This is a genomic window from Atopobium minutum 10063974 (genome assembly GCF_000364325.1).
Classification (GTDB): domain Bacteria; phylum Actinomycetota; class Coriobacteriia; order Coriobacteriales; family Atopobiaceae; genus Atopobium; species Atopobium minutum.
Map to the genome: position 1 here is coordinate 423,240 of NZ_KB822533.1, position 23,663 is coordinate 446,902.

At 51.1% G+C, this 23,663-nt stretch carries 34 protein-coding genes; 33 read left to right on the top strand and 1 reads right to left on the bottom strand.

Annotation, left to right across the window (positions count from 1 at the left end; translation table 11 throughout):
- Positions 1-4 precede the first annotated feature (4 nt).
- From rpsC to HMPREF1091_RS02190, 33 genes are all read left to right on the top strand, one after another.
- Positions 5-715 carry a 30S ribosomal protein S3 gene (rpsC, locus tag HMPREF1091_RS02030; protein ID WP_002563165.1) on the top strand — a complete coding sequence of 237 codons (711 nt, stop codon included), beginning with the start codon at positions 5-7 and terminating at the stop codon, positions 713-715.
- Entirely contained in the window at positions 715-1,143 is a 429-nt protein-coding gene (rplP, locus tag HMPREF1091_RS02035; RefSeq protein ID WP_002563166.1) for a 50S ribosomal protein L16, read from the top strand. Before rpsC ends, rplP begins: the two co-directional genes overlap by 1 nt.
- A gap of 2 nt (positions 1,144-1,145) precedes the next feature.
- A complete protein-coding gene (gene rpmC, locus HMPREF1091_RS02040) occupies positions 1,146-1,349 on the top strand; it encodes a 50S ribosomal protein L29 (RefSeq protein WP_002563167.1) in 204 nt (67 codons plus the stop codon).
- A gap of 17 nt (positions 1,350-1,366) precedes the next feature.
- Positions 1,367-1,633: a 30S ribosomal protein S17 gene (rpsQ, locus tag HMPREF1091_RS02045; protein WP_002563168.1), complete on the top strand. Its 267-nt coding sequence runs from the start codon at positions 1,367-1,369 to the stop codon at positions 1,631-1,633.
- An 82-nt stretch (positions 1,634-1,715) separates the two neighbouring features.
- Positions 1,716-2,084: a 50S ribosomal protein L14 gene (gene rplN / locus HMPREF1091_RS02050; protein ID WP_002563169.1), complete on the top strand. Its 369-nt coding sequence runs from the start codon at positions 1,716-1,718 to the stop codon at positions 2,082-2,084.
- Between the two features lie 14 nt (positions 2,085-2,098).
- Positions 2,099-2,407: a 50S ribosomal protein L24 gene (rplX, locus tag HMPREF1091_RS02055; RefSeq protein WP_002563170.1), complete on the top strand. Its 309-nt coding sequence runs from the start codon at positions 2,099-2,101 to the stop codon at positions 2,405-2,407.
- A gap of 281 nt (positions 2,408-2,688) precedes the next feature.
- Positions 2,689-3,255: a 50S ribosomal protein L5 gene (rplE, locus tag HMPREF1091_RS02060; protein ID WP_002563171.1), complete on the top strand. Its 567-nt coding sequence runs from the start codon at positions 2,689-2,691 to the stop codon at positions 3,253-3,255.
- A gap of 65 nt (positions 3,256-3,320) precedes the next feature.
- On the top strand, positions 3,321-3,506 hold the full coding sequence (locus HMPREF1091_RS02065) for a type Z 30S ribosomal protein S14 (protein ID WP_002563172.1): 186 nt from the start codon (positions 3,321-3,323) through the stop codon (positions 3,504-3,506).
- A 100-nt stretch (positions 3,507-3,606) separates the two neighbouring features.
- Positions 3,607-4,005, top strand: coding sequence for a 30S ribosomal protein S8 (gene rpsH, locus HMPREF1091_RS02070; RefSeq protein ID WP_002563173.1), 399 nt, complete (start codon positions 3,607-3,609; stop codon positions 4,003-4,005).
- A gap of 29 nt (positions 4,006-4,034) precedes the next feature.
- Entirely contained in the window at positions 4,035-4,571 is a 537-nt protein-coding gene (gene rplF, locus HMPREF1091_RS02075; protein WP_002563174.1) for a 50S ribosomal protein L6, read from the top strand.
- A 62-nt stretch (positions 4,572-4,633) separates the two neighbouring features.
- Positions 4,634-5,002, top strand: coding sequence for a 50S ribosomal protein L18 (gene rplR, locus HMPREF1091_RS02080; protein ID WP_002563175.1), 369 nt, complete (start codon positions 4,634-4,636; stop codon positions 5,000-5,002).
- 11 nt (positions 5,003-5,013) lie between these two features.
- Positions 5,014-5,535 carry a 30S ribosomal protein S5 gene (rpsE, locus tag HMPREF1091_RS02085; RefSeq protein ID WP_002563176.1) on the top strand — a complete coding sequence of 174 codons (522 nt, stop codon included), beginning with the start codon at positions 5,014-5,016 and terminating at the stop codon, positions 5,533-5,535.
- Between the two features lie 2 nt (positions 5,536-5,537).
- Positions 5,538-5,726, top strand: coding sequence for a 50S ribosomal protein L30 (rpmD, locus tag HMPREF1091_RS02090; protein WP_002563177.1), 189 nt, complete (start codon positions 5,538-5,540; stop codon positions 5,724-5,726).
- A 12-nt stretch (positions 5,727-5,738) separates the two neighbouring features.
- Entirely contained in the window at positions 5,739-6,188 is a 450-nt protein-coding gene (gene rplO, locus HMPREF1091_RS02095) for a 50S ribosomal protein L15 (protein WP_002563178.1), read from the top strand.
- Complete coding sequence (gene secY, locus HMPREF1091_RS02100; protein ID WP_002563179.1) at positions 6,182-7,468, top strand: preprotein translocase subunit SecY; 1,287 nt, start codon at positions 6,182-6,184, stop codon at positions 7,466-7,468. Before rplO ends, secY begins: the two co-directional genes overlap by 7 nt.
- A 15-nt stretch (positions 7,469-7,483) precedes the next feature.
- A complete protein-coding gene (locus HMPREF1091_RS02105; RefSeq protein ID WP_002563180.1) occupies positions 7,484-8,110 on the top strand; it encodes an adenylate kinase in 627 nt (208 codons plus the stop codon).
- Positions 8,107-8,895, top strand: a complete 789-nt coding sequence (gene map / locus HMPREF1091_RS02110) for a type I methionyl aminopeptidase (RefSeq protein ID WP_002563181.1) — start codon at positions 8,107-8,109, stop codon at positions 8,893-8,895. Before HMPREF1091_RS02105 ends, map begins: the two co-directional genes overlap by 4 nt.
- A 93-nt stretch (positions 8,896-8,988) precedes the next feature.
- On the top strand, positions 8,989-9,207 hold the full coding sequence (gene infA, locus HMPREF1091_RS02115; RefSeq protein WP_002563182.1) for a translation initiation factor IF-1: 219 nt from the start codon (positions 8,989-8,991) through the stop codon (positions 9,205-9,207).
- Positions 9,208-9,343: 136 nt separating this feature from the next.
- On the top strand, positions 9,344-9,457 hold the full coding sequence (rpmJ, locus tag HMPREF1091_RS02120; protein ID WP_002563183.1) for a 50S ribosomal protein L36: 114 nt from the start codon (positions 9,344-9,346) through the stop codon (positions 9,455-9,457).
- 15 nt (positions 9,458-9,472) lie between these two features.
- Complete coding sequence (gene rpsM, locus HMPREF1091_RS02125) at positions 9,473-9,841, top strand: 30S ribosomal protein S13 (RefSeq protein WP_002563184.1); 369 nt, start codon at positions 9,473-9,475, stop codon at positions 9,839-9,841.
- A 12-nt stretch (positions 9,842-9,853) separates the two neighbouring features.
- The gene (rpsK, locus tag HMPREF1091_RS02130; RefSeq protein WP_002563185.1) at positions 9,854-10,255 is read left to right on the top strand and encodes a 30S ribosomal protein S11; all 402 of its coding nucleotides are present in this window, start codon (positions 9,854-9,856) and stop codon (positions 10,253-10,255) included.
- Positions 10,256-10,273: 18 nt separating this feature from the next.
- Complete coding sequence (gene rpsD / locus HMPREF1091_RS02135; protein WP_002563186.1) at positions 10,274-10,867, top strand: 30S ribosomal protein S4; 594 nt, start codon at positions 10,274-10,276, stop codon at positions 10,865-10,867.
- A gap of 23 nt (positions 10,868-10,890) precedes the next feature.
- Positions 10,891-11,832: a DNA-directed RNA polymerase subunit alpha gene (locus tag HMPREF1091_RS02140; RefSeq protein WP_002563187.1), complete on the top strand. Its 942-nt coding sequence runs from the start codon at positions 10,891-10,893 to the stop codon at positions 11,830-11,832.
- 35 nt (positions 11,833-11,867) lie between these two features.
- Entirely contained in the window at positions 11,868-12,431 is a 564-nt protein-coding gene (gene rplQ, locus HMPREF1091_RS02145; protein ID WP_002563188.1) for a 50S ribosomal protein L17, read from the top strand.
- A 71-nt stretch (positions 12,432-12,502) separates the two neighbouring features.
- Positions 12,503-14,071, top strand: a complete 1,569-nt coding sequence (locus HMPREF1091_RS02150) for an ABC transporter ATP-binding protein (RefSeq protein ID WP_002563189.1) — start codon at positions 12,503-12,505, stop codon at positions 14,069-14,071.
- Positions 14,068-14,853 (top strand): energy-coupling factor transporter transmembrane component T family protein, encoded by a 786-nt coding sequence (locus HMPREF1091_RS02155; RefSeq protein ID WP_002563190.1) that lies wholly within the window; start codon positions 14,068-14,070, stop codon positions 14,851-14,853. Before HMPREF1091_RS02150 ends, HMPREF1091_RS02155 begins: the two co-directional genes overlap by 4 nt.
- Before the next feature lie 24 nt (positions 14,854-14,877).
- Positions 14,878-15,687 (top strand): tRNA pseudouridine(38-40) synthase TruA, encoded by an 810-nt coding sequence (gene truA / locus HMPREF1091_RS02160; RefSeq protein WP_002563191.1) that lies wholly within the window; start codon positions 14,878-14,880, stop codon positions 15,685-15,687.
- Positions 15,688-15,712: 25 nt separating this feature from the next.
- On the top strand, positions 15,713-16,468 hold the full coding sequence (locus HMPREF1091_RS02165) for an LCP family protein (RefSeq protein ID WP_002563192.1): 756 nt from the start codon (positions 15,713-15,715) through the stop codon (positions 16,466-16,468).
- Between the two features lie 194 nt (positions 16,469-16,662).
- The gene (locus tag HMPREF1091_RS02170; RefSeq protein ID WP_021736085.1) at positions 16,663-17,736 is read left to right on the top strand and encodes a glycosyltransferase family 2 protein; all 1,074 of its coding nucleotides are present in this window, start codon (positions 16,663-16,665) and stop codon (positions 17,734-17,736) included.
- A 3-nt stretch (positions 17,737-17,739) separates the two neighbouring features.
- Complete coding sequence (locus tag HMPREF1091_RS02175) at positions 17,740-18,420, top strand: response regulator transcription factor (RefSeq protein ID WP_002563194.1); 681 nt, start codon at positions 17,740-17,742, stop codon at positions 18,418-18,420.
- Positions 18,421-18,439: 19 nt separating this feature from the next.
- Positions 18,440-19,579, top strand: coding sequence for a sensor histidine kinase (locus HMPREF1091_RS07965; protein ID WP_002563195.1), 1,140 nt, complete (start codon positions 18,440-18,442; stop codon positions 19,577-19,579).
- Between the two features lie 150 nt (positions 19,580-19,729).
- On the top strand, positions 19,730-20,536 hold the full coding sequence (locus tag HMPREF1091_RS02185) for an ABC transporter ATP-binding protein (RefSeq protein WP_002563196.1): 807 nt from the start codon (positions 19,730-19,732) through the stop codon (positions 20,534-20,536).
- Positions 20,526-22,658 (top strand): FtsX-like permease family protein, encoded by a 2,133-nt coding sequence (locus tag HMPREF1091_RS02190; RefSeq protein ID WP_002563197.1) that lies wholly within the window; start codon positions 20,526-20,528, stop codon positions 22,656-22,658. Before HMPREF1091_RS02185 ends, HMPREF1091_RS02190 begins: the two co-directional genes overlap by 11 nt.
- Positions 22,659-22,837: 179 nt before the next feature.
- Here the strand turns inward: HMPREF1091_RS02190 and HMPREF1091_RS02195 are convergent, their stop codons facing one another.
- Positions 22,838-23,560: a B3/B4 domain-containing protein gene (locus HMPREF1091_RS02195; protein WP_021736059.1), complete on the bottom strand. Its 723-nt coding sequence runs from the start codon at positions 23,558-23,560 to the stop codon at positions 22,838-22,840.
- Between the last annotated feature and the right edge of the window lie 103 nt (positions 23,561-23,663).

Consider the following 23,663-nt stretch of genomic DNA (forward strand, 5'->3'; position numbering starts at 1 on the left):
GAGCATGGGTCAGAAAGTTCAACCTACTGGCTTCCGTCTTGGTATTACCGAGAACTGGCGTTCCCGCTGGTTTGCAGGAAGCAAAGAGTATGCTAAGAACCTCGGTAACGACCTCGAGATCCGTCGTTTTCTCGAGAAGCGTCTCGCTCGTGCTGCTCTCTCCCGCGTGGAGGTCGAGCGTGCCGGAGATAAGGTAAAGATCGCTATCTTTACCGCTCGTCCTGGTATTGTCATTGGTAAGAAGGGTTCCGAGATCGATGTGCTTCGCGCTGATCTCGAGAAGCTCTGCAAGGCCGAGAAGGGCCAGGTTACCGTAGACGTTGTAGAGGTAAAGCGTCCTGAGCTCGACGCAAACCTCGTTGCTCAGTCCATTGCTGAGCAGCTTGAGCAGCGTATTGCTTTCCGTCGTGCTATGCGTAAGGCTGTTCAGTCTGCTCGCAAGGCCGGCGCAAAGGGCATTCGTATTCAGTGCTCTGGTCGTCTTGGTGGCGCCGAGATGGGTCGTCGTGAGTGGTACCGCGAGGGTCGCGTACCTCTGCACACCCTGCGCGCAAAGATCGACTACGGCACCAGCACTGCTCGCACCACCATGGGTGCTTGTGGTGTAAAGGTTTGGATTTATCTTGGCGAGAAGCTTCCTGGTCAGCCTGCACCTAATCCTGCACTTGAAGGCACCAGCCGTCCTCGCCGTCGTGGCGAAAGGAGGAGCAAATAATGCTAGCTCCTAAGCGCGTACTGCACCGCAAGGTTCAGCGTGGCTCCATGAAGGGTGTTGCCAAGGGCGGCACCAAGCTCAACTTTGGTACCTATGGTATCCGTGCTGAGGAAGCCCACTGGATCACCAACCGTCAGATCGAGGCTGCTCGTATTGCTATCACCCGTCGCATGCGCCGTGGTGGTAAGGTCTGGATCACCATCTTCCCCGACAAGCCAATCTCTAAGAAGCCTGCCGAGACCCGCATGGGTAAGGGTAAGGGTAATCCCGAAGAGTGGGTAGCCGTAGTAAAGCCTGGTCGTATCATGTTTGAGATCACTGGCGTTGCTGACGACGTTGCTCGTGAGGCTTTGCGTCTTGCGCAGCACAAACTTCCTATTAAGACCAAGATTGTTACCCGCGCCGATCAGGACGGGGAGGATAAGTAATCATGAAATCGACTGAACTCCGCGAGCTCTCTGATGAAGAGCTTGCTCAAAAGCTTGAGGACGGCCGTGCTGAGCTGTTTAACCTCCGCTTCCAGATGGCTACCAGCCAGTTGGATAACACGGCGCGTGTAACCCTCGTTAAGCGTGACATTGCGCGCGTCCAAACAGAGATGCGTGCTCGTCAAATTGCAGCACAGTCTAAGTAGATCGCAGGAGATAAAATATGAGCGATATCGAATCCAGGAATTCGCGCAAGCTCCGCACTGGCGTCGTTACGTCTATCTCTGGCGAGAAGACCGTGACCATCCAGATTGTGGATCGCAAGCGTCATCCCAAGTACGGCAAGATGATGACCATCACCAAGAAGCTTCACTGCCATGATGAGAAGGGCGTTGCTGGTTTGGGCGACACCGTTCGCGTTATGGAGACTCGTCCTCTGTCTAAGACCAAGAGGTGGCGTGTCGTTGAGGTCGTTGAGAAGGCCAAGTAAGCACGATCTTTAAGTATTCCACTCCATGCCATGTGTGCCGCTCGATGGGCACACCTCTGGCAGGATATGTTCGGAGGATCTGATGATTCAAATGGAGACCATGCTCGCAGTTGCCGATAACTCCGGCGCGCGACGCGTGAAGTGCATCAAGATTCTGGGTGGTTCCAAGCGTCGTTACGCCGGCATTGGCGACGTCGTCATTGGTGCTGTTCAGGAGGCCACCCCTGGTGGCAATGTAAAGAAGGGCGATATCGTACGTTGCGTTATCGTTCGTACCGTTAAGGAGACCCGTCGTAAGGACGGTAGCTACATCCGTTTTGATCAGAACGCATGCGTTGTAATCAACAAGGATGGCAATCCTATCGGTACCCGTATCTTCGGGCCAGTGGCTCGTGAGCTGCGTGACCGCAAGTACATGAAGATCGTCTCTCTCGCACCTGAGACGCTGTAGGCAAGGGAGCGAACATGAAAATTAAGAAGGACGACCTCGTAGTAGTTCTCTCCGGTAAGGATAAGGGCAAGCAGGGCAAGGTTTTGCGTGCGCTTCCCTCTGAGAACAAGGTTGTTGTAGAGGGCGTTGCCATCATCAAGAAGGCTATGCGTCCCAACCAAACAAACCAGCAGGGCGGCATCGTATCCATGGAGGCTCCTATCGATGCTTCCAATGTTGCCCTCATTGATCCCAAGGATGGCAAGCCTACCCGTGTAGGTGTGCGTGTATCCGAGGATGGCACTAAGGTTCGCTATGCAAAGCGTTCCGGTGAGGAAATCTAAGCACACGCTTGATTTTTTTGATAACTTACAAGACCTCATCCATCTGGATGGGGTCTTTTGGTATATCAGGCACCCTCATCAAGTCACGGTAGCCATGCCTGTGCAGACAAGGTGTGAAAATATCGAGATAATCCACGAAATAGTGGCATTGTGCGATTCAAATCACTAGACTGTATCGGTGCATGTCTATGCAAAGTGGGCGTGCTATGGCCCTTTGCATGCCAAACAAAGGGGTGCGAGGTGGTCCCCGCGCATAAGCCACCATGAGTTAAGGAGACAACATGGCAGATCAGAAGGACAAAGTAGTCCCTCGCCTTAAGGAGCAGTACTTCGCCACCGTTCGTGACGAGCTCCAAAAGCAGTTTGGTTACACCAACGTAAACATGATCCCTAAGTTTGAGAAGATCGTGGTTAACATGGGTGTGGGTGAAGCTGCAACCGACGCTAAGGCAATTGACGGTGCTGTAGCAGACCTTCGTGTTATTACTGGTCAGCAGCCCATCGTTACCCGCGCTCGTAAGTCTATTGCAACCTTCCACCTGCGCGCCGGTATGCCCATTGGCGCTAAGGTCACGCTTCGCGGTGACCGCATGTGGGAGTTCCTCGATCGTTTGATCTCTGTTGCAATTCCTCGTATCCGCGACTTCCGCGGTATTTCCGATAAGAGCTTTGACGGCCGTGGTAATTTTTCCATGGGCGTAACCGAGCAGCTTATCTTCCCTGAGATTGATTTTGATAAGATGGATCACACGCGTGGCATGGATATCACTATCGTTACCACTGCTCATACAAACGAAGAGGGCAAGGCTCTTCTCGCCGCCTTTAACTTCCCCTTTAAGAAGGACTAAGGCATTTATTATTTTGGTAAGTCGCGCCTTGGTATCCACCAAGACGGCTTTATGAAGGAGGATTTGTGGCTAAGACATCGATGATCGTCAAGGCTTTGCGTGAGCCGAAGTACTCTACGCGCACCCAGAACCGTTGCCAGCGTTGTGGTCGTCCCCACTCCGTGTATCGCAAGTTTGGTCTGTGCCGTGTGTGCTTCCGTGAGCTTGCAAGCAAGGGCGAGCTTCCTGGCGTAAAAAAGGCCAGCTGGTAAGCAGCTGCTTGCTTAAGGAAGCAGCCATGTAAAGGCGCTTTTACCACGGGTTTAAGCGAACCAAACATGGAAATTCATCTCTAACAAAGGAGAAAACTACATGAACGTTACCGATCCTATTGCTGATATGCTTACGCGCATCCGCAATGCGAACTCTGCTGGTAAGGCAAGCGTATCCATGCCTTCCACCAAGGTTCTCGTTGAGATTGCTCGTGTTATTAGCGAAGAGGGCTACGTAGAGGGCTATGTCGTAGAGGACACCAAGCCCCAGAAGACCTTGACCATTACCTTGAAGTATGGTCAGCGTCGCGCTAAGACCATCAAGGGCATCCGTCGTATCTCAAAGCCTGGTCTGCGCATTTACTCTGCAGCGCAGGATCTGCCCCGTGTATTGGGTGGTCTTGGTACCGCAGTTATCTCTACCTCTAAGGGCATGATGTGTGACCGTGACGCACGCAAGAAGGGCGTTGGCGGCGAGGTCATCGCTTATATCTGGTAAGACTCTAAGGAATTAGGAAAGGAGACACCGTGTCTCGTATCGGTAAAAAGCCTGTCCAGATTCCTTCTGGAGTCACCGTGACAGTAGATGGTTCAAAGGTAAGCGTAAAGGGCTCCAAGGGCGAGCTTACACGTACCTTCTCTGAGCTAGTTAACATTGCTCAGGAGGGCGAAGAGATTTTGGTTTCACGCGTAGATGATTCCACCGAGTCCAACGCACAGCAGGGTCTTGTACGTACGCTTATCAACAACATGGTTATTGGCGTTTCCGCTGGTTTTGAGAAGCAGCTTGAGCTTACCGGTGTTGGTTACCGTGCCGCTCTGAAGGGCAAGGACCTTGAGCTTTCCTTGGGCTATTCTCATCCCGTACCGTATCCTGCACCTGAAGGCATTAGCTTTGAGGTACCCGATAACACTCACATTAACGTAAAGGGCATCTCTAAGGAGCAGGTTGGCCAAGTTGCAGCTGAGATTCGTGCCAAGCGCGCTCCAGAGCCTTACAAGGGCAAGGGTATCCACTATGTTGGTGAGCACATCCGTCGTAAGCTGGGTAAGGCTGCTAAGTAACCTCGCCTTGCGAATAAAAAAGACCGTCACCCCGTTAGGTGCCGGCATAAAAAGGAGTGTTAATGAACAAGTTTAAGGCAAAGCAGCTCGGACTTAAGCGCCGTCAGCGCCGTGTTCGTGCCAAGATTTCGGGTACTCCCGAGCGTCCTCGCTTGAGCGTACACCGCACCAATGCCAACATTTATGCACAGGTAATCGACGATGTCGCTGCCAACACCATCTGTGCTGCCTCCACGCTCGACCCTGAGTTCAAGGCAACCGGCAAGGTAGCTTCTAACATTGATGCTGCCACATTTGTAGGCGAGCTCGTTGCAAAGCGCGCTGTCGAGAAGGGCGTAACTGAGGTTACGTTTGATCGTGGTGGCCGTGTCTACCATGGTCGTGTCAAGGCACTCGCAGATGGCGCCCGCAACGCGGGCCTGAAGTTCTAGGAGGAATTTAGATGGCACGTGATCGTAAGCGCCAGCAAGAGACTGATCTTCAGGAGCGCGTAGTATTCATCCGCCGCGTTTCCAAGACCGTTAAGGGCGGCCGTCGTATGTCTTTAGTCGCACTCGTAGTCGTAGGCGATGGCAAGGGCAACGTAGGTCTTGGTTCAGGTCGTTCCGCTGAGGTGCCTCTGGCAATTCAGAAGGCAGTTGACGATGCTAAGAAGAACATGTTTAAGGTACCCATTACCGAGTCTGGTTCCGTACCTCATGCAGTAGAGGGCCACTATGGCGCAGGCCGCGTTCTTATTCAGCCTGCAGTAGAGGGTACCGGCGTTATTGCCGGCGGTCCTGTACGTCCTCTCTTTGAGCTTGCTGGTATCACCAACGTACTTGCAAACTCTCTTGGCACTAATAACGCACTTAACATGATTAAAGCAGCCGCAGAGGGTCTCAAGGAGCTTGAGAGCCCCGAGCAGACCGCTGAGCGTCGTGGCCTGACCGTCGGCGAGATGTTCGTCGGTAAGGAGAACTAATAATGGCAGACAAGACTCTTAAGGTTACGCTCGTTCGTAGCGCCGTAGCTTCTGTAAAGAAGGACCAGACGGCAACATGCCGTGCAATGGGCCTTCGTAAGATTAACGACGTAGCCGTACTTCCCGATAACCCCAGTGTCCGAGGCATGATCTTTAAGGTCAAGCACCTCGTGACTGTAGAAGAGAACTAGGAGTTAGCCACTATGCAACTCAACGATCTTCGTCCTGCAGAGGGTGCAAAGAAGGCCCGCAAGCGTGTGGGTCGCGGTAACTCCTCTGGTTATGGCACCACCGCTGGCCGCGGTCAAAACGGTCAGCTTTCCCGCGCTGGTGGCGGTAAGGGTTCAGGCTTTGAGGGTGGTCAGCAGCCTTTGGCTATGCGCCTTCCTAAGCTTCCTGGTTTCCGCAACATCAATCGTGTCGAGTACGCTGCTGTAAACGTATCTCGTCTCGATGGTCTTTTCTCCGATGGTGACACGGTTGACGGTGCCGCCTTGGTAGAGAAGGGCGTAATCAAGTCTGAGCTTGTTCCCGTTAAGGTCCTCGGTGACGGCGAGATTACTAAGAAGCTTACCGTCAAGGTGGATAAGGTTTCCGCTTCTGCTCAAGCTAAGATTGAAGCGGCTGGAGGAAAGGTTGATCTCCCGTGCTAAAGGGAATCGCCAACGCATTTCACATCAAAGAGCTCCGTGGCAAGATTTTGCTTACGTTGGGTATTTTGTTCCTGTACAGGATTGGCTCGCACATTCCTGTACCGGGCATTCCCCTTGCAGGCATGCTTGCTGCGTATAAGAATGCGGCTTCTAATGCAAGCTTTATTTCGGTGCTCGACCTGTTTTCAGGCGGCGCACTCTCTCGTGTTTCGCTGTTTAGCTTAGGCATCATGCCCTACATCACTGCAGAAATTATCATGCAGATGATGCAGACCGTTGTTCCTTCCTTGAGCGAACTTGCTAAAGAGGGCGAGTCCGGCCAGCGCAAGATCACACAGTATAACCGCTATATTACGATTGTACTTGCGTTTATCAGTGCTGTTGGCTACCTGTTCTTGTTCAAGAGTCCCGCTTTTGGTATCAACTTTGCAAACAGTGGCGCGCCCGAGCTTATCATGGACATTGTGGTTGTGGTAACCATGGTTACCGGTGCCATTATGATCATGTGGCTTGGTGAGGTTATCACTCAGCGCGGCATTGGTAATGGTATGTCTTTGATCATCTTTACCAACATTATGAGTGGCCTGCCTTCAGCAATTCAGGGTACCGTTCGTGCGTCCGATAAAGGCCTTTTGTATGCAGCGCTTACGGTATTGGTCATTGCGATCGTTATTCCGTTCATTGTATATATCGAGCGTGGACAGCGTCGTATTCCCATCCAGTATGCAAAGCGCGTTGTGGGTCGCAGGATTATGGGTGGTCAGTCTACCTATTTGCCCATTAAGGTAAATACGGCAGGCGTTGTACCCATCATCTTTGCTTCTGCAATTCTGTACTTCCCTGCACAGATTGCTGTGTTCTTCCCAGGTGTAGCTTGGATTAAAAACATGGCTAATGCGGTATCCGCAGGCTGGATAAACTGGACTCTTTCTGTTTTGCTGATCGTCTTCTTTGCGTACTTCTATACTTCCATGGTATTTAATCCAGAGGAGACAGCAGACAATCTTAAGAAGCAGGGTGGCTTTATTCCTGGCGTACGCCCCGGTGCCGCAACCGCTGCGTATATCAAGAGCACACTTGATCACATTACGCTGCCTGGTGCTATCTTTATGGCACTTATCGCAGTCGTTCCTTCTATTGCATTTACCTTTACGTCCAATGCGCTTATTAGGACGTTTGGTGGTACCTCAATCCTGATTATGGTTGGTGTTGCAATGGACACCATCTCTCAGCTTGAGGCACAGTTAAAGATGCACAACTACGAAGGCTTCTTTAAGTAAAGAAGGGTGACGCAGATGAACATCGTATTGCTCGGCGCTCCTGGCGCAGGAAAGGGAACCCAGGCACAAAAGCTGGTGGCTGAGTTTGGAGTAGCACACATCTCCACGGGTGACATGCTTCGTGCCGCCGTTAAAGCTCAAAGCCCCTTGGGTGTAAAAGCTAAGTCATTTATGGACGCAGGTACCTTGGTACCCGATGAGCTTATTATTGACTTGGTCAAAGAGCGCCTTAGTGCACAAGATGCACAAAAAGGCTTTATCCTGGACGGTTTCCCTCGCAATACTGCTCAGGCACTTGCTCTTGACGCTGCATTGGAAGCTATGGACAAGGCTATTGACGCTGCCTTGTTGGTAGATGTAGCTGCCGATGTTATTGTCGAGCGCTTGAGCGGGCGTCGCACCTGTAAAGTATGCGGATATACCGGTACCGCTGCAGATCATGCCTGTCCTCGCTGCGACGGAGAAATGTATCAGCGTGATGACGATAAGCCCCAGACCATTAGGCAGCGTCTTGCTGTCTATGAGGAGCAGACCTTGCCACTCATAGCGTACTATCAAGAGCGCGGTTTACTCAATAAGGTTGACGGCGATCGTCCTGTCGATGTTGTTTACTCGGATGTAAAGGATCAGCTCGGTTTATGATTATTATCAAAACACTGCAGCAGATCGAAGAAATGAAAGTCTCTGGAGCGCTGTCTAAGATGGCGCTCCGCCGCGTTGGCGCTGCAATCAAGCCGGGCGTGAGCACGCTTGAGCTTGATCAAATTGCGGAAAGCATCATTCGCATGCACGGCGGCACCCCAACCTTTAAGGGATACGGCGGCTTTCCAGGCTCTATTTGCGCAAGCATCAATGAGCAAGTAGTCCATGGCATTCCTTCTGCTGACGTTCGCCTTTCGGAAGGTGACATCATTTCTATTGATACGGGAGCAACGGTCAACGGTTGGGCGGGCGATAATGCCTGGACTTTCTTTGTTGGCGAGCCTTCTCGTGAAGCAAAGGCCTTGTGTGAGGTAACTCGCGATTGCCTTAAGGCAGCAATTGCGCAGGCACTCCCTGGCAATCACCTGGGAGATATCGGTAACGCTTGCCAAGAGCTTGCCGAGAAGAACGGCTTTGGCGTGTTGCGTGAGTATGTGGGTCATGGCGTTGGTCGTGATATGCACGAGGAGCCAAATGTTCCCAACTACGGCAAGCGCGGTCGTGGCGTTCGCCTGCAGGTTGGCATGGTAATTGCCATCGAGCCCATGATTACCTACGGAAGCCCCGTTGTTGAGGTAGCCCCTAACGGTTGGACCGTCTCTACGGTTGATCGTTCTTTGGCTGCACATTACGAGAATACCGTGGCAATTACCGAAGACGGTCCCGTAGTAGTTTCTGCCGACGATAAGGGCGCTTGGTGCTCCCTCTATGGTGGGCAACTTTAAAATCTGTGTTCAATTAGTGACGATTGGTCAAAATGCCTGCAGTTTAGGTATGATGTCTAATCGCCGATATTGTGCGAGGAGAGGTATACACCAGTGAGCAAACAGGACGCAATCGAGCTTGAGGGGAAAGTACTTGAGCCACTGCCCAATGCGATGTTCAAGGTTGAGCTCGAAAATGGAAGCACCATCCTGTGCACCATCTCGGGTAAGATCCGAATGAACTACATTCGCATTCTTCCTGGTGACAAGGTTGTAGTGGAGATTTCTCCCTACGATTTGACTCGTGGACGCATTACATACCGTTACAAGTAGGTAAGCGTCTTGTCCCCTGTGGACACAAACGGTTATTCACGCCTGCGGCTGGGCGAGTAGATAGCGCATGATCAGCTCCACCTGATCAGCCACCATAGCACGAGGGTTCGTAATAGAACTATCGAGAGGAACTAAAATGAAGGTACGTCCTTCCGTTAAAAAGATGTGCGATAAGTGCAAAGTCATTCGCCGTCACGGTAAGGTATACGTGATTTGCGAGAACCCGCGCCATAAGCAGCGCCAGGGCTAAGAGAGGAGCACGAAGTTGGCCCGTATTAACGGTGTTGACCTCCCACGCGAAAAGCGTGTCGAGATCGGTCTAACTTATATCTACGGCATTGGCCGCACCAGCGCTTCTAAAGTTTGTGAAGCTGCTGGAGTAAATCCAGATACTCATGTACGAGATCTTACTGAGGACGAAGTAACAAGGCTTCGTGACGCCATCGACGCTAACTACACCGTCGAGGGTGACCTTCGTCGTGAGGTTCGTCAGAACGTAGCCCGCTTGATGGAGATTGGCTGCTACCGTGGCCTTCGTCATCGTAAGGGTCTTCCTGTCCATGGTCAGCGCACCCACACGAACGCTCGTACCCGTAAGGGTAAGCGTCGTCAGGTCGGCGGCAAGAAGAAGTAGGGAGACTAGACAATGGCTACACAAAAGAAGAACGCTCGCACCCGCGTAAAGCGCTCTGAGCGTAAGAACATTGCTGTTGGACAGGCTCACATCAAGAGCACTTTTAACAACACAATTATTTCGATTACTGACCCTCAGGGTAACGTAATCGCATGGCAGTCCGCTGGTACCGTTGGCTTTAAGGGCTCTCGTAAGTCCACTCCTTTTGCTGCACAGATGGCAGCAGAGGCATGTGCCAAGGCAGCTATGGAGCACGGCCTGCACAAGGTTTCCGTGTTCGTAAAGGGCCCCGGCTCTGGTCGTGAGACCGCCATTCGTTCCCTCCAGGCTGCTGGCCTTGAGGTTTCGAGCATTCAGGACAAGACCCCCATTCCGCACAACGGTTGCCGTCCGTGCAAGCGTCGTCGCGTGTAGTAAGGAAGGATCACTAACATGGCAGTGGATAGGACGCCTGTTCTGAAGAGGTGCAGGTCTCTTGATATTGATCCCATCGTTATGGGCATCAATAAGAAGTCCAATCGTACGCCTAAGCGTACGCGCCGCAACGAGTCCGAGTACGGCCGTCAGCTGCGCGAGAAGCAAAAGGCTAAATTCATTTACGGTGTTCTCGAGAAGCAATTCCGTGGCTACTATGCCAAGGCTATTAAGATCGAGGGCATTACTGGTGACAACCTGATGACGATTCTTGAGAGTCGTCTTGATAATGTTGTCTTCCGTCTTGGTTTTGCACGCACTCGTAAGGAGGCGCGTCAGACGGTACGTCACGGTCACATTACCGTAAACGGTCATCGTGTTGACATTCCTTCCTATCGCGTAAAGGCTGGCGACGTTGTTGCCGTAGCTGCTAAGGCCAAGGATTTGCTTCCTATCAAGGAGGCTTTGATTTCCACCGAGCACATGGCTGTACCCGCCTGGCTTGAGGTTGATATTGAGAAGCTCCAGGGCAATGTACTGCAGCTTCCCACTCGTGATCAGATTGATCTCGACATCGACGCTCAGCTCATCGTCGAGCTCTACTCCAAGTAGTCCAGCTCTGGTTGGAGGTATACATGTCCGAATTCATCCGCCCTACCGTCTCTGTTGAGGAGATTAGCGACACCATTTCACGCGTCATTGTTGAGCCTTTGGAGCGTGGTTATGGTGACACCTTGGGTAACTCCCTGCGTCGCGTTCTTCTTTCCTCACTGGAAGGTGCGGCTGTTGAGGCAATCAGGATTGATGGCGTTCAGCATGAGTTCACTTCGGTAGAGGGCGCCTATGAAGACGTTACCGATATCGTTTTGAACGTAAAAGAGCTTGTCTTCCAGGCAATGGGAACAGGCGATGAGGCTGAGGCATCCATTAACATTGATGGTCCTGCAACAGTTACCGGTGGCGATTTCTCTGTACCAGCAGAGTTTAATCTTATCAACCCTGAGCACGTGATTTGCCACCTTGGCGAGGGTGCTCACCTGTCAATGTCTTTGCGCATTGGCACTGGCCGTGGTTACGTGAGTGGCGAGGACAACAAGCGTGATTCCGATCCTATCGGCATCATTCACATTGATTCTCGTTTCTCTCCTGTGCGTCGCTGCGCTAAGGCTGTAGAGCCTTGCCGCGTTGGCCAGCACACGGACTACGATCGTCTTATCCTCGAGGTAGAGACCGATGGCTCCATCGCACCTCGCGATGCTGTTGTTGAGGCCTCTAACATTATCAATCAGCATATGAGCGCCTTTATGGCTCTTGCTGAGCAGACCGAGGAGCCCGAAGAGCAGTCCATCTTTGCAGCCGAAGAGACGGACGACAACAGCGATCTTGATAAGCAGATTGAGGACTTGGATCTTTCCGTACGTTCTTATAACTGCCTCAAGCGTGCAGCAATTCATTCTGTACGTCAGCTTGTTGAGTTCTCCGAGAACGATCTTCTCAACATCCGTAACTTCGGCGTCAAGTCCATCGAAGAGGTTAAGGATAAGCTCGAATCGATGGGTCTTGGCCTTAAAGCTTAAACCCCGCCACTTACACGCTTAGAGGAGTAGTAAGAATGAGGCACAACAAAAAGCGCGGCATGAAGCTTGGTACCAACGCAAGCCACACCAAGGCCATTAAGAAGAGCCTGGTTTGCGCTTTGCTGGCTAATGACCGCATTAAGACTACACAGGAGCGCGCCAAGGCTATTCGCCCTGATGTTGATCGCGTAATTACCTGGGCTAAGAGAGGCGACCTTGCTGCTCGCCGTAATGCCATTGCTAAAATTGGTGATGCAGCTCTGGTTTCTGAGGTCTTTGATAAGGCAGCTCAGGGCTTGTGGGCAGACCGCAATGGTGGTTACACCCGCATTATGAAGCTGGGCGCTCGCAAGGGTGACAACGCTGAGGTTGTTATCATTGAGCTTGTGAACGAGCCTGTAGCTTCCAAGAAGGCTGCAAAGCCTGCAGCAAGCGTAAAGAAGATTGCTCAGCCTGTGAAAAAGGTAGAGGAGCCTGCAGCAGAGCCTGAGGCAGACGCCACCAAGGATGAGGCTGTTGAGGCAGAAACTTCTGAGACTGAGACCACCGAGGTAGAGGCTTCTGAGACAGAGGCTACTGAGGCTGCTGACGCTGAGTAGCTTATAGCTAATGCATTGATAAGAGGTCCACTCAGGTGGGCCTCTTTTCTTATGTAAGGAGAGGAGGGCACGTGATCGAGTTTAAATCAGTGAACTATGCATATCCTCGTAGTGATACGAGCTCTGCTGCTTTACGTGCCCGCTCACTATCGGTAGCGCCGGGGGAACACGTATGCATTGTTGGAGCAAATGGCTCTGGCAAATCTACGCTGCTGCGCTTGGCTAATAAAACGTTGCTGTCAAGTTCTGGCAGTGTCGTGCTTGATGGGCAGGAGCTTGAAGCTCTATCTGCGGAAGAAGTCCACAGGCGCGTTGGCATGGTAAAGCAAGATCCTACCGTGCAGATTGTGGCTTCTCTGGTGTACGATGAAGTTGCTTTTGGCCCCCAAAACCTCGGGTTGTCCGCGTCCGAAAGAGACGCGCGTTGTAAAGAGGCATTGGAGCTCGTTGGCCTATCCGGCTTTGAACAAAGAAGCACGCATAGTCTTTCTGGCGGTGAGCAGCAGCGGCTTGCGCTTGCTGGCGTTTTAGCTATGAGGCCAGACTATATCCTGCTCGATGAAATTACCTCATATCTTGACTGGGGTTCTCGGCAGCGTATACGTCAGATCGTTGATGGTCTGGCACATGACGGCATGGCTGTGGCTGAGGTAACCCATTATGCACAGGACGTAAAACATGCCGATAAGATTGTCCTGTTGGAGCACGGCTGCATAAGTTGGCAAGGAGCAACAGAAGAGTTTTTGAGCTCACCAAAGTTGTTAGAGCGCTCATGCTTGGTGGGTACACCTGCCTGGGCTGGCTGCGGCTCTCGGTTCTTTGTTGGCACCCCTAAGGCTCAGCATGCGGCTAGCGATAAGCCAAGCGAGCAAGGCAGACAAGGCAAGCAAAGCGCACAAGGCGCACGAGAGGGGCAAGGAGCCTCTCAGAGGCAGGTGCTTCAGGCATCACAGCTGTGTATCGATGCCATCTTGCATGATGTTTCGCTTGAGGCAGGCAGGGGAGAGCTGCACATTATTGCTGGTAAATCAGGTGCAGGTAAGTCTACCCTTGCGCGAGTGCTATCGGGTCTGATTAGCCCTCATGCTGGGTGGGTTGTCTGTGAGGAAGCCAAGGTACGCCCTGGAGATGTAGGCTTAGCGTTTCAGCGTACGGCAGATCAGTTGTTTTGCGATACCGTGCTGGAAGACGTTATGTTTGGACCGCTGCAGCACGGTGCGTCAGAGGAACAAGCGCGTGATCGTGCTGTTGAGGCGCTGCAGCTATTGGGTATAGAACCACAATGGCATGAGCACAATCCGCTTAGTTTATCGGGTGGGCAGGCTCGGCGTGTGGCGCTTGCGGGCATTATTGCACTGCAGACGAAGGTATGCATCTTTGATGAGCCTACAGCTGGCCTTGATGCGCAAGGGCGAGCAGAGTTTCATGCCCTAGTGGCCTCGCTGTGCCAAGCAGGCCGTACCGTTCTTGTGATAACGCATGACCTTGAAGAATGGCTGGATCAGGCTAATGCTATAACACTGCTGAATAAGGGACGTATTGCGTGGTCGGGCGCCTCACACAAGGCAAGGACAGCACTGGCAGAGGCGGGGATTTTAGAAGACCGAGAAGCGCAATCCTGTTTGGGCAGGCGCTCATGAAACCGACGATACCATTTGGCTCCTACAGCCCTCAACAAAGCTGGCTCCATGCCCTTGATGCCCGCATAAAGGTCCTGTCCCTGATCGTGCTGCTCGTGGCAAGCCTGATGGTTCACTCGGGAGCAGGATTGGCGTGTCTTGCGGGATTGTTGCTTGGTGCGCTCGTGGTTTCACATGCCAGTCTTAGTAGCTTGCGGCAGGCAGCTCAACCCCTGGCCCTTATCACTGCAGTAAGCTTGCTGGTAAATGGGCTTGTTTTGGATGGAACGGGTACGCTTGTGCTGGTGGGGCCAGTTGGCCTGGCAACAGCGGGGCTTGCACGCAGTGCTCAAGCGTTGGCGCGAGTGTATATCTTACTTGGGTTTTTCTTGGTTATAGCCACAACAACTACTGCTTTACAGCTAGCAGAAGCGTGTGGAAGAGCTATCCAGCCCCTCGCGCGCTTCGGGCTACCTGTGGGCGACATCACCATGGTTTTATCGCTTGCACTGCGCTTTATGCCGCTGTGTGCCGAAGAATATCATCGGATCATGCTGGCGCAAAAAGTGCGCGGTGTCCGGTTTAATACAGGCAGCATTGCGCAGCGGCTGGAAAAATGGCTTTCTGTATTGGTGCCCGTGGTGGTTGGCTTGTTTTATAAGGCGGATGAGCTTGCCATTTCCATGCAGGATCGCTGTTATGCCAGTGCGGTAAGAAGGCATGAACCAAAGCCATTGGATGGTCGCGATGTTGCGCTGTTTGTGGTGGTTACATTGACAAGCGTACTTGCCTGTATGATGTAACAAACGTACAACAGAGGACGGGTAATGCAAGCAGTGCAAGAACATGAGGCAACTATGGTACTCAAACTGGGGTATCGTGGTGCGGGCTTTTCTGGTTTTGCAGCCCAGCCGGGTGATGTGCGCACCGTAGCTGGAGAGCTGAGTCGTGCACTGTCTGTGTACCTGCATAGACCCGTAGAGATTACCTGTGCAGGGCGCACGGATGCGGGTGTGCATGCGTTAGCGCAGCATGTGAGTTTGCCCGTGTATGAGCATGAGTTGAGCCTCAGTGGCCCGGTTATCAAGCGGGCGCTTAATGCCCTGGTGGGAGATGACATCTCCGTATCCGAAGTATATAAGGCACGTGCGGGTTTCTCGGCACGCTTTGACGCAGAAGCTCGCAGCTATCGCTATCGTATTGCAGACGGCTGGACAAGGCCGGTTATGGCATGGGATCATGCGTGGTGGCTGCGCACTCAGCCAGACGTTAAGGCCATGAATCGGGCGGCTCAAGCGCTGGTAGGGGAGCACGATTTTAAGAGTTTTTGTAAGGCGGCCTCTGCGGTAGACAAGCCAACACAGCGCCGGGTTTTGTCGGTAGGCGTGTCTCGCATTGAGGAGGCGGGCGAGCAGCTCATTGCGGTGGATATTACGGGCAATGCTTTTTTGCACTCCATGGTGCGTACGATTGTGGGCAGTCTGGTTGAGGTAGGCTGCGGTCGTAAAGAGGAACGCTGGATCCGCGAGGTGTTGGCACAGTGCGATAGGCGTGCGGCAGGTCAGTGTGCTCCAGCAAAGGGCCTGGTATTTACCGCAGTCCACTATCCTACGGATTCATTTGAGCCCTGGCTATAAGAGAAAGACTGAGGAAAGGTTGGGCATGAAACAGCGTAAGCGGTATGAACGAAGTGATGTTTCGGCACCGGGCGCGCATAAAACACGCAATGCGCTGGTCATACTGGCCGCTTTAGCGCTTGTGCTTGGTATTGGTATCTTTGCTCTGTGGAATCTTGCACAGAAAAATTCAAATTTGGGCGATACGGACTTATCGGGATCCATCAAAAAAGATGGCGGCAAAAATATTGCTACCGGCAACACGCAGCTTTCAGATCATGCCGTTACCACGGTGCTGGTGTTTATTCATGCTGATAATGACGAATCGACTCTGAGCTCTGTTAAGCTGCTGAGTCTTGATCAAAGTGCAGGTAAAGGCTATATAGTGAGCTTGCCCACAGACATGGTGGTCAGCTTGGATGGTGCGCAAACAACACTGGCTGAGGTGTTTAGCAAGCAGCAGTCTCGGGGCAGCATAGGTGTGGTTTCTGGGGCAACAGGGGTACAGATCTCGCACGTTATGGTGGTGGACTCGCAGGGCTGGGAAAAAGTGCTAGGGCTTTCCAGTGTTGGCGCTACGCAGCTTGCGAGACAAGCAAAGGATTTGCTCGGTTTGCTCCATACAGATATGTCGGCGCCCGACTTGCTTAATCTTGCAGAGACTGCCCATGGCATTGGGAGAAAAAATCTGGCCATAGTAGATGCTCCCTGCACCAGTGTTGCTGGGACGGATGGTGCAACCCAAACGGTAGTTGATCCTGAGCAGTTGGGATTAACCATCGGCACCTTGGTGGAAAAGTAGTAGGGTGGCAAGCCAGTAGGATAGCTGAATGGCAGGGCGCCAAGCAATCAGCCGGCCATTCAGCAAACCAACCAACTCATGCTTTTCTCGTTCCTCAACTGTTGGGTTCTCGTGATGCATCAAGCTACAGGTAAACTATTGTCATAATGATGTGGCAGATTGGTTGTAAAAACGTGACAGAAGCCGGGGGTTTTATGGCTCGCAATAATCCAAAAGTCTCGGTAATTATGCCCGTGTATAACGTTGCGGCGTATGTTGGTCGTGCAATAGAGAGCTTGCAAGCCCAGACTATGAGCGATTTTGAGCTATTGGTGATTGATGATGGCTCACAGGATCGCTCTGGGGATATTTGTGACCGTATGGCCGAGAAGGACGTTCGTATTGATGTCTTTCACACTCCTAATGGCGGAGCTCCGGCGGCGCGCAATTTGGCGCTGGATCATGCGCGTGGTCAGTACGTGTACTTTATGGATGCGGATGACTGGGCAGAACCGTCCATGCTCGAAGAGATGGTGGCCTTAGCAGATGAGCAGAGTGCACAGCTGGTTGTAGCTGGGTTTTATATTGATACCTTTTATGCCAAAAATAGTAACGAGCACCTCAGTGAGCTTAAGTCTCAGCCGTCTTGTGTGTATACAACACAGGAAGATTTTAGGGCCCAGGCCTATAAGCTATTCGATGAGAACCTACTCTATACGCCGTGGAATAAGCTGTTTTTGCGCGCACGCATTGAAGAGATGAACCTGCGCTTTAGGCCTACGTTTTGGGATGATTTTCCCTACGTGCTGGACTATATCCGTGATATAGATAAGGTGGTCGTAACGGAAAAAGCCTACTATCACTTTATTCGCTCGCGCACGGAGTCAGAAACAGCACGGTGGCGCCCCCAGATGTACGAGAAACGCGAAGAAGAGCATGGCTGGATGCTGGATTTGCTTGAGCATTGGGGTCTATCAGAAGATGCCGCGAGCAAAGAAATGGTTATGCGCCGCTACGTTGAACGTCTTATTGGCTGCATAGAAAACGTGTGCAATCCCGCGGCACACCTAACGCGCACTCAAAAAGTGGAAGCCATCCGGCAGATGATCAGTACGCCGCAGGCGCAAGAAGCAGCACGTGTTGCTCAGCCTCACTCACGGGTTATGCGTACGCTTATAAAGCCCATTATGCAAAAAAATGCAGTTCAGGCCTATATCGAAGGCTCGTTTATTTCATTGGTAAAACGTCACAATACCCGTATCTTTGCGACGCTTAAGGCTCATAGGTAGTATATGGCTTGTATTTTTGTTGTTGAGGACGATGCATCCGTTCGTGAGCAGCTTTGTGTACTGCTTAAAAATGCCGGTCACCGTGTTGTGCTCCCAAACAGTTTTGAAACCATCGTGGCAGACGTTTCTGTTGCCTCACCAGATATTGTTTTGCTCGATCTGGGGCTTCCAGGTACGGACGGGCAGTATGTGCTGCGGGAGCTGCGTCAAAAGTCTACGGTACCTGCTATGGTATTGACCAGCAGGGCCTCGGAGCTGGATGAGCTTATGAGCATGAGCTTGGGGGCAGACGGGTTTCTCGCCAAGCCCTATAATGGGCAAATATTGTTGGCCCATATAGATGCCATCATGCGTCGAACACAGTCTGCAAACGCGAACTCTCGGACGCTCAGTTTTGGGGGCATAACCTTGGATCTTTCCCGCTCATTTGTGTCCATGGGCGAGAAAAGCGTGGAGCTGACCAAAAATGAGCTACGTATCTTAGAGACGTTGCTGCAGGGTAAGGGCGCTATTGTGTCGCGCGAGACCATTATGGAAGTGCTTTGGAACTCCGATGAGTTTGTGGACGACAATACCCTTACGGTTAACATGAATCGCCTGCGTCGCACCCTGGATAAGGTCGATGCGGGAGGGCTGATTGTTACTCACCGCGGCCAGGGTTATTCCATAGCAACACAGTCATAGCAACTATAGAGGCAGCGCTATGCTTTTTTCGTACGGTAAATCTCATGTGTCATCATTGGTGTGCTGCTTGCTAGCAGCTGCTATACCGGCGCTGTTAGCATATGTTGCTGGCATGAGCCTCGACTTTTGCTTGTTGTGCATGCTGCTGGTCCTTATGATGCTTGCCATTGCTGGGGCGGTCAATTATCTGCGCGTTGCTTCTTTTTTGCGCTCACTTGAACGCATTGCGCAGCAAACCAAAGATGTTCCTGCAGCCCATGCCGCAATTGAGCTGCTGGAAAGACCAGACTTTTACGAGGGAGAACTTGCTTATAACGCATTGCGCACCATTGTTTTGGGGTCGCAGCGTCAAACTGCAGAGGCTCAAGCGCAAATGAATCAATATCGTGATTATATTGAGACCTGGGTGCATGAGATTAAAACGCCGCTTGCCGCGGCACGGCTTATGTTGCAAAACGAACCAACGTCTTATGCCCGTGGTTTGCAGGCAGAGCTGTCGCGTACAGAGGAACTTGCCGAGCAGGCTTTGTATCTGGCACGCAGTACCTCTGTCGAGAAGGACTATGTCATTTGCCAGACATCACTTACCACGGTGGTAAACACGGCTATTAAATCCCGCATGCATACCCTCATTGCAGCGGGCATGCACGTGGACACATCTGATGTAGTGGCACAAGATTTACAAGTAGCCTGTGATTCCAAGTGGCTTGTATTTATTATTGGGCAGCTTATTGATAATGCCGTGCGTTATCGTAAAGAGCAATCGCAAAGTGCCGACATGCAAGAAGCCGCTACGCAAAGTGCCAGCGCGCAAGGCGCCAGCACGCAAGATGCCAGCGCGCAAGACGCCGGTGCGCAGAACAGCACGTGTGCACCAACCGTGCGCTTCTCGGCACGTATATGCAACGACAATACCGCCTATGAGCGCATAGATCTCCACATATGGGACAACGGTTGCGGCATTGCGCCAGAGGATATCAGCCGAGTATTTGACCGTGGGTTTACGGGTCAAAATGGTCGCAAACACGCGCGTAGCACCGGTATCGGCCTGTATTTAGTGGCACAGTTGTGTTGTAAAATGGGTCAGACCGTAACGCTTACCAGCTTGCAAGGCGAGTGGACCGATGTTTGTATCGGCCTGCCAAACTTACAAAAGTGAAAGCCAAGCGTAAGCTAATTCGATGGCATCAGATGCTTGAACATCCGATGATAGGAGTGTCAATAAAGCCGCTTGGCTCGTAAGTCCCAGCAAGCCGTCTGACAAGGCATCCGGCACGCAGCCTAGCGCAATCTATTTGGAGGACACTCTATGAATAAGCATATGATGAACACCCCAAGAAGCTACACCAATGCCTGTCCTGCGCTTGTGGTTTCTCAGGTAGAAAAAATCTATGGCGGTGCTGACACTTCCACGCGTGCTTTAGCAGGTGTTAGTTTTACGGTGCAGTCGGGAGAGATGGTCGCCATCATGGGTCCTTCCGGTTCTGGTAAATCCACCCTGCTTAATTGCATTTCCACCATTGACATGCCAACAGCAGGTACTGTCGCCATTGGCGGACAGGAAACCGCAACGCTTTCCCAAAAGAAACTGGCAGCATTTCGTCGTGAAAGCCTAGGCTTTGTTTTCCAGGATTCTAATCTGCTCGATACCCTGACTGCCCGAGAAAATATTGCCCTGCCACTCTCTATTGGACGTGTCCCTGCGGCTCAGATTCAGGATAGCGTGACTCGCGTTTCTACCATCCTTGGCGTTACGGATGTTTTGGATAAATATCCTCATCAAATGAGTGGCGGCCAGCGTCAGCGCGTTGCTGCTGCACGCGCCATCGTAACCAACCCCACTCTCATTTTGGCAGACGAGCCTACTGGTGCTCTGGACTCTAAAAACGCCCGTATCCTACTTGAGTGCTTTGAAAAACTCAACACCACCCAACAAGCAACAGTGCTTATGGTTACCCATGATGAGTATGCGGCAAGTTGGTGCCAGCGCGTCATTTTTATTCGTGATGGCAAGCTATTTGCCGAGCTGGTTCGTGGCGATAAACCCCGTCGTGAGTTCTTCGATCGTATTATTGAGGTTGTGGCTACGATTGGTGGTGACGTAGATGCTCGTTAAGTTAGCATTTCGTAATGTACGTCGCTCTGCCCGTGATTACCTGGTGTACTTCTTCACGCTTACCATTAGCGTTGCTGTCTTTTATGCTTTCAATACGATTGCCGTGCAAGCAGATTTTTTGAAGACTGATGCGCGCGAAATGGTAAAAGCAATCTATGGTCTTATCGTAGGATTGACCGTTTTTCTAGCGATTATCACTGGTTTCTTGATGGTATATGCCAACAACTTCCTTATGCGTCATCGCAAAAAAGAGCTGGGTTTGTACCAAGTGTTAGGCATGCCTCGTTCTATGGTGGCTCGAACCATTACTTTGGAAACCCTGCTTGTCGCTGCTGCAGCGCTGGTAATTGGTTTTTCTACAGGCGCCCTTCTCTCTCAGGTGCTGTTGTTTGTAACTGCCGCGCTGTTTGGTTCTAAGGTTGAAGAATTTAAATTTTTCTTCTCATCGCAGGCATTTTTAACTACCTTTTTCTGCTTTGCCGTCATCTTTATCATCATGGTGTTCTTTAATTTGCGTTCCCTGCGCAAAGTTCAGCTGGTAGAGCTTATGAGCGCCCAAAAGAAAGCCGAGAAAACCCACGTAAAGAGCTTGTTTTTTCCTACTCTTGTGTTTGTTGTTGGCGTGGTGTGCGTGGGCGTTGCCTACTGGCGTCTTAACACGCATGGCTTCCCTAAACTTGGTGGCTCCGGAACTGAAGTGGATTTTCTTGTTACTACGCTGCTTGTGTCAATTGGTACACTCATTTTGTTCTATGGTTTAGCGGGAGCTCTTACCGCGCTTGCAAGACGTTCTAAGAGCTATTATTTCTCGGGATTGCACAGCTTTAGTGTACGAGAGATATCCAGCCAAATTAACACCAACTCCATCTCCATGGGCTTTGTTTCTCTGATTTTGTTTTTAGCTATTACTTCAGTTACAACTGGTATGAGCATTACTAGTGCTTTGCAGGCTGCTCAAAACGCAGCGCTTCCTTACAGCGCAAGTATCCTTGCATATGGTGGTGCCCAAGAAGACGGCGCTGCAGATTTTATGGGTGCTTCTGAGCGCCTTAAGGCTGCTGGCTATGATCTGTCTAAGCTTGGCAAGGTGTCTACTATGCTACTGCGCATGCCCAAGGGTTGGGAAACCAACGATCCCAGCATTGCTTCTCTTACCTTAGGTAGTTTTACTGAGGCCGCTCATATGAAGCTACCTTCCGCCTTTAAAGACGCAGATGTAGCGAGCAAGGCGCTTCAGGCTATCAGCTTGGATGAGTACAATGCTCAGCGCGAAATGATGAACATGGAACCCATTACCTTGGCTTCTGATGAGTACCTGGTTACATCTAATATGGATGATGTTAATCAAATTTATGCAGCAGCTCTCAAAAATGGCTATATCATTGAGGTTGCTGGGACCAAGCTTAAGCCCTCTGGCTTGGGTGCTATTTCTGATGTTTCTGCCAACCTCATGAATTTCTCGATTGCAAGCAATTCAGGTACCTTAGTTGTTCCCAATGAGCTGATTGATGCTTTTATTCCTCGTATAAGCGTTATTAACGTGGCATATGCCTCGACAAGTGCTGCCGATATTGCTAAGAATGATGAGTCTATTAAACAAATCGGAGACCTTGATAGCGCTACGTTGTCTTCGCTGATATATAACAAAGAAGGCTATTCAACAAACGCCATTCAGATATTAACGCGCACTGATATGCTTGAGACAGCTAAGGGGCTGCGTGGCGTGGTAACGTATCTGGTGTTGTATATAGGCTTTGTATTGACCGTTATCTGTGCTGCAATTTTGGCTATTCAGCGCTTAAGTGCAGCTTCTGAATCAAGTGCTCGCTTCCGTATCTTGAATGATCTTGGTGCTTCCGAGAAGGACCTGCTGAGTTCTCTGAGGTTCCAAACAGTTCTGTCTTTTGTGGCTCCTTTGCTGGTAGGTATAGCTCATTCAATCTGTGCATTGGTTGTGATCGTTGAGATTATCCGCTCTTTGGGTGGGGTAAACATTGCTACCAACTCGTTGCTGATCGCAGGCATCTTTATAGTGGTGTACGGTGGTTATTTGGCGCTTACCTATGGTATGTCCCGCCGCATGGTGCTCAATGCGCTCAGTGTCAAGCGTCATAGCTTGTAAGTCCAAAAGGTTTTATTGATACGAGCTCTTTCAACAACAGCCCGTAGCTCATTTAAAAACAGCTCGTAGCTCATTTGAACTGCGGGCTGTTTATGTATCTGTATGTGCCGGCGGATAGGTAAGGAAATGCGCAGTGAGCATGAGATTGGGTGTTTGGTCTAAAACCGCTACCTGGATGCTTACTCAGCGAGGATGCAACTACGTTTTTCTGAGCTTATACAGGTCTGAGTATATATAGTGCCTCCTAGATGTTTCTCAATAAGGGTGGCAAGTTGACAGAGAGCTTCTGCCATTTCTTGGGTGCGTTTAGGATCTACGCACTCAGTGACGATAAACGCATTGCGAGTTGTATCGGTGATGGCGGTACGTTGCCCATCTCGCCAATTAAGGCAGCGGCATACTGCGCCAGTATCATCGAGGTAAGCTAACTCACCGGGAAGTGTAGGATCCGATCCTTCTCCTAGAGGATCAAACTCGTCTCCACCATCGGTTATAGTGAGGACAAGGTTGCCAACAAAGCTATCTACATCCTCTGCCCCAAAGGGCAGGGCATAGCGTAAAGAGCAGGCATTGTAGATATCTACGAGCGGTGTAATATCGCCTATAGGATTTCCTTTGGATACGCGCTTGAGGAGATTCTCAATAGAAGCGCGAGCACCCTTCTTTGTTTTGAATTTCTGATAGGCTTCTCGCCATACAGCAATAACACTATTTTTAGAAATCTGAGGGTCTTCTATCCATGTTTCTGCTTTAAGGTTGGCGTGAACAAGCAGGCTATGTATAGCCGCTTTATCCTCATGAGATAGTTCATGAGGAGTTTTAAGCCCTGTTGCCACAACAACGCCTAATTGAGCCATAGGAAAGATCTGCCAAAATGAGTCGTCTACGATGAACTGTTTCATGAGTACCCCTTCTGTCGTATCGAGATCAGTACATGACGTCATAGACATCCTCTGCTATTTGTCTTGGTGCGCTGAGTATCTGTTTATGTATTGAGCGTCCGCT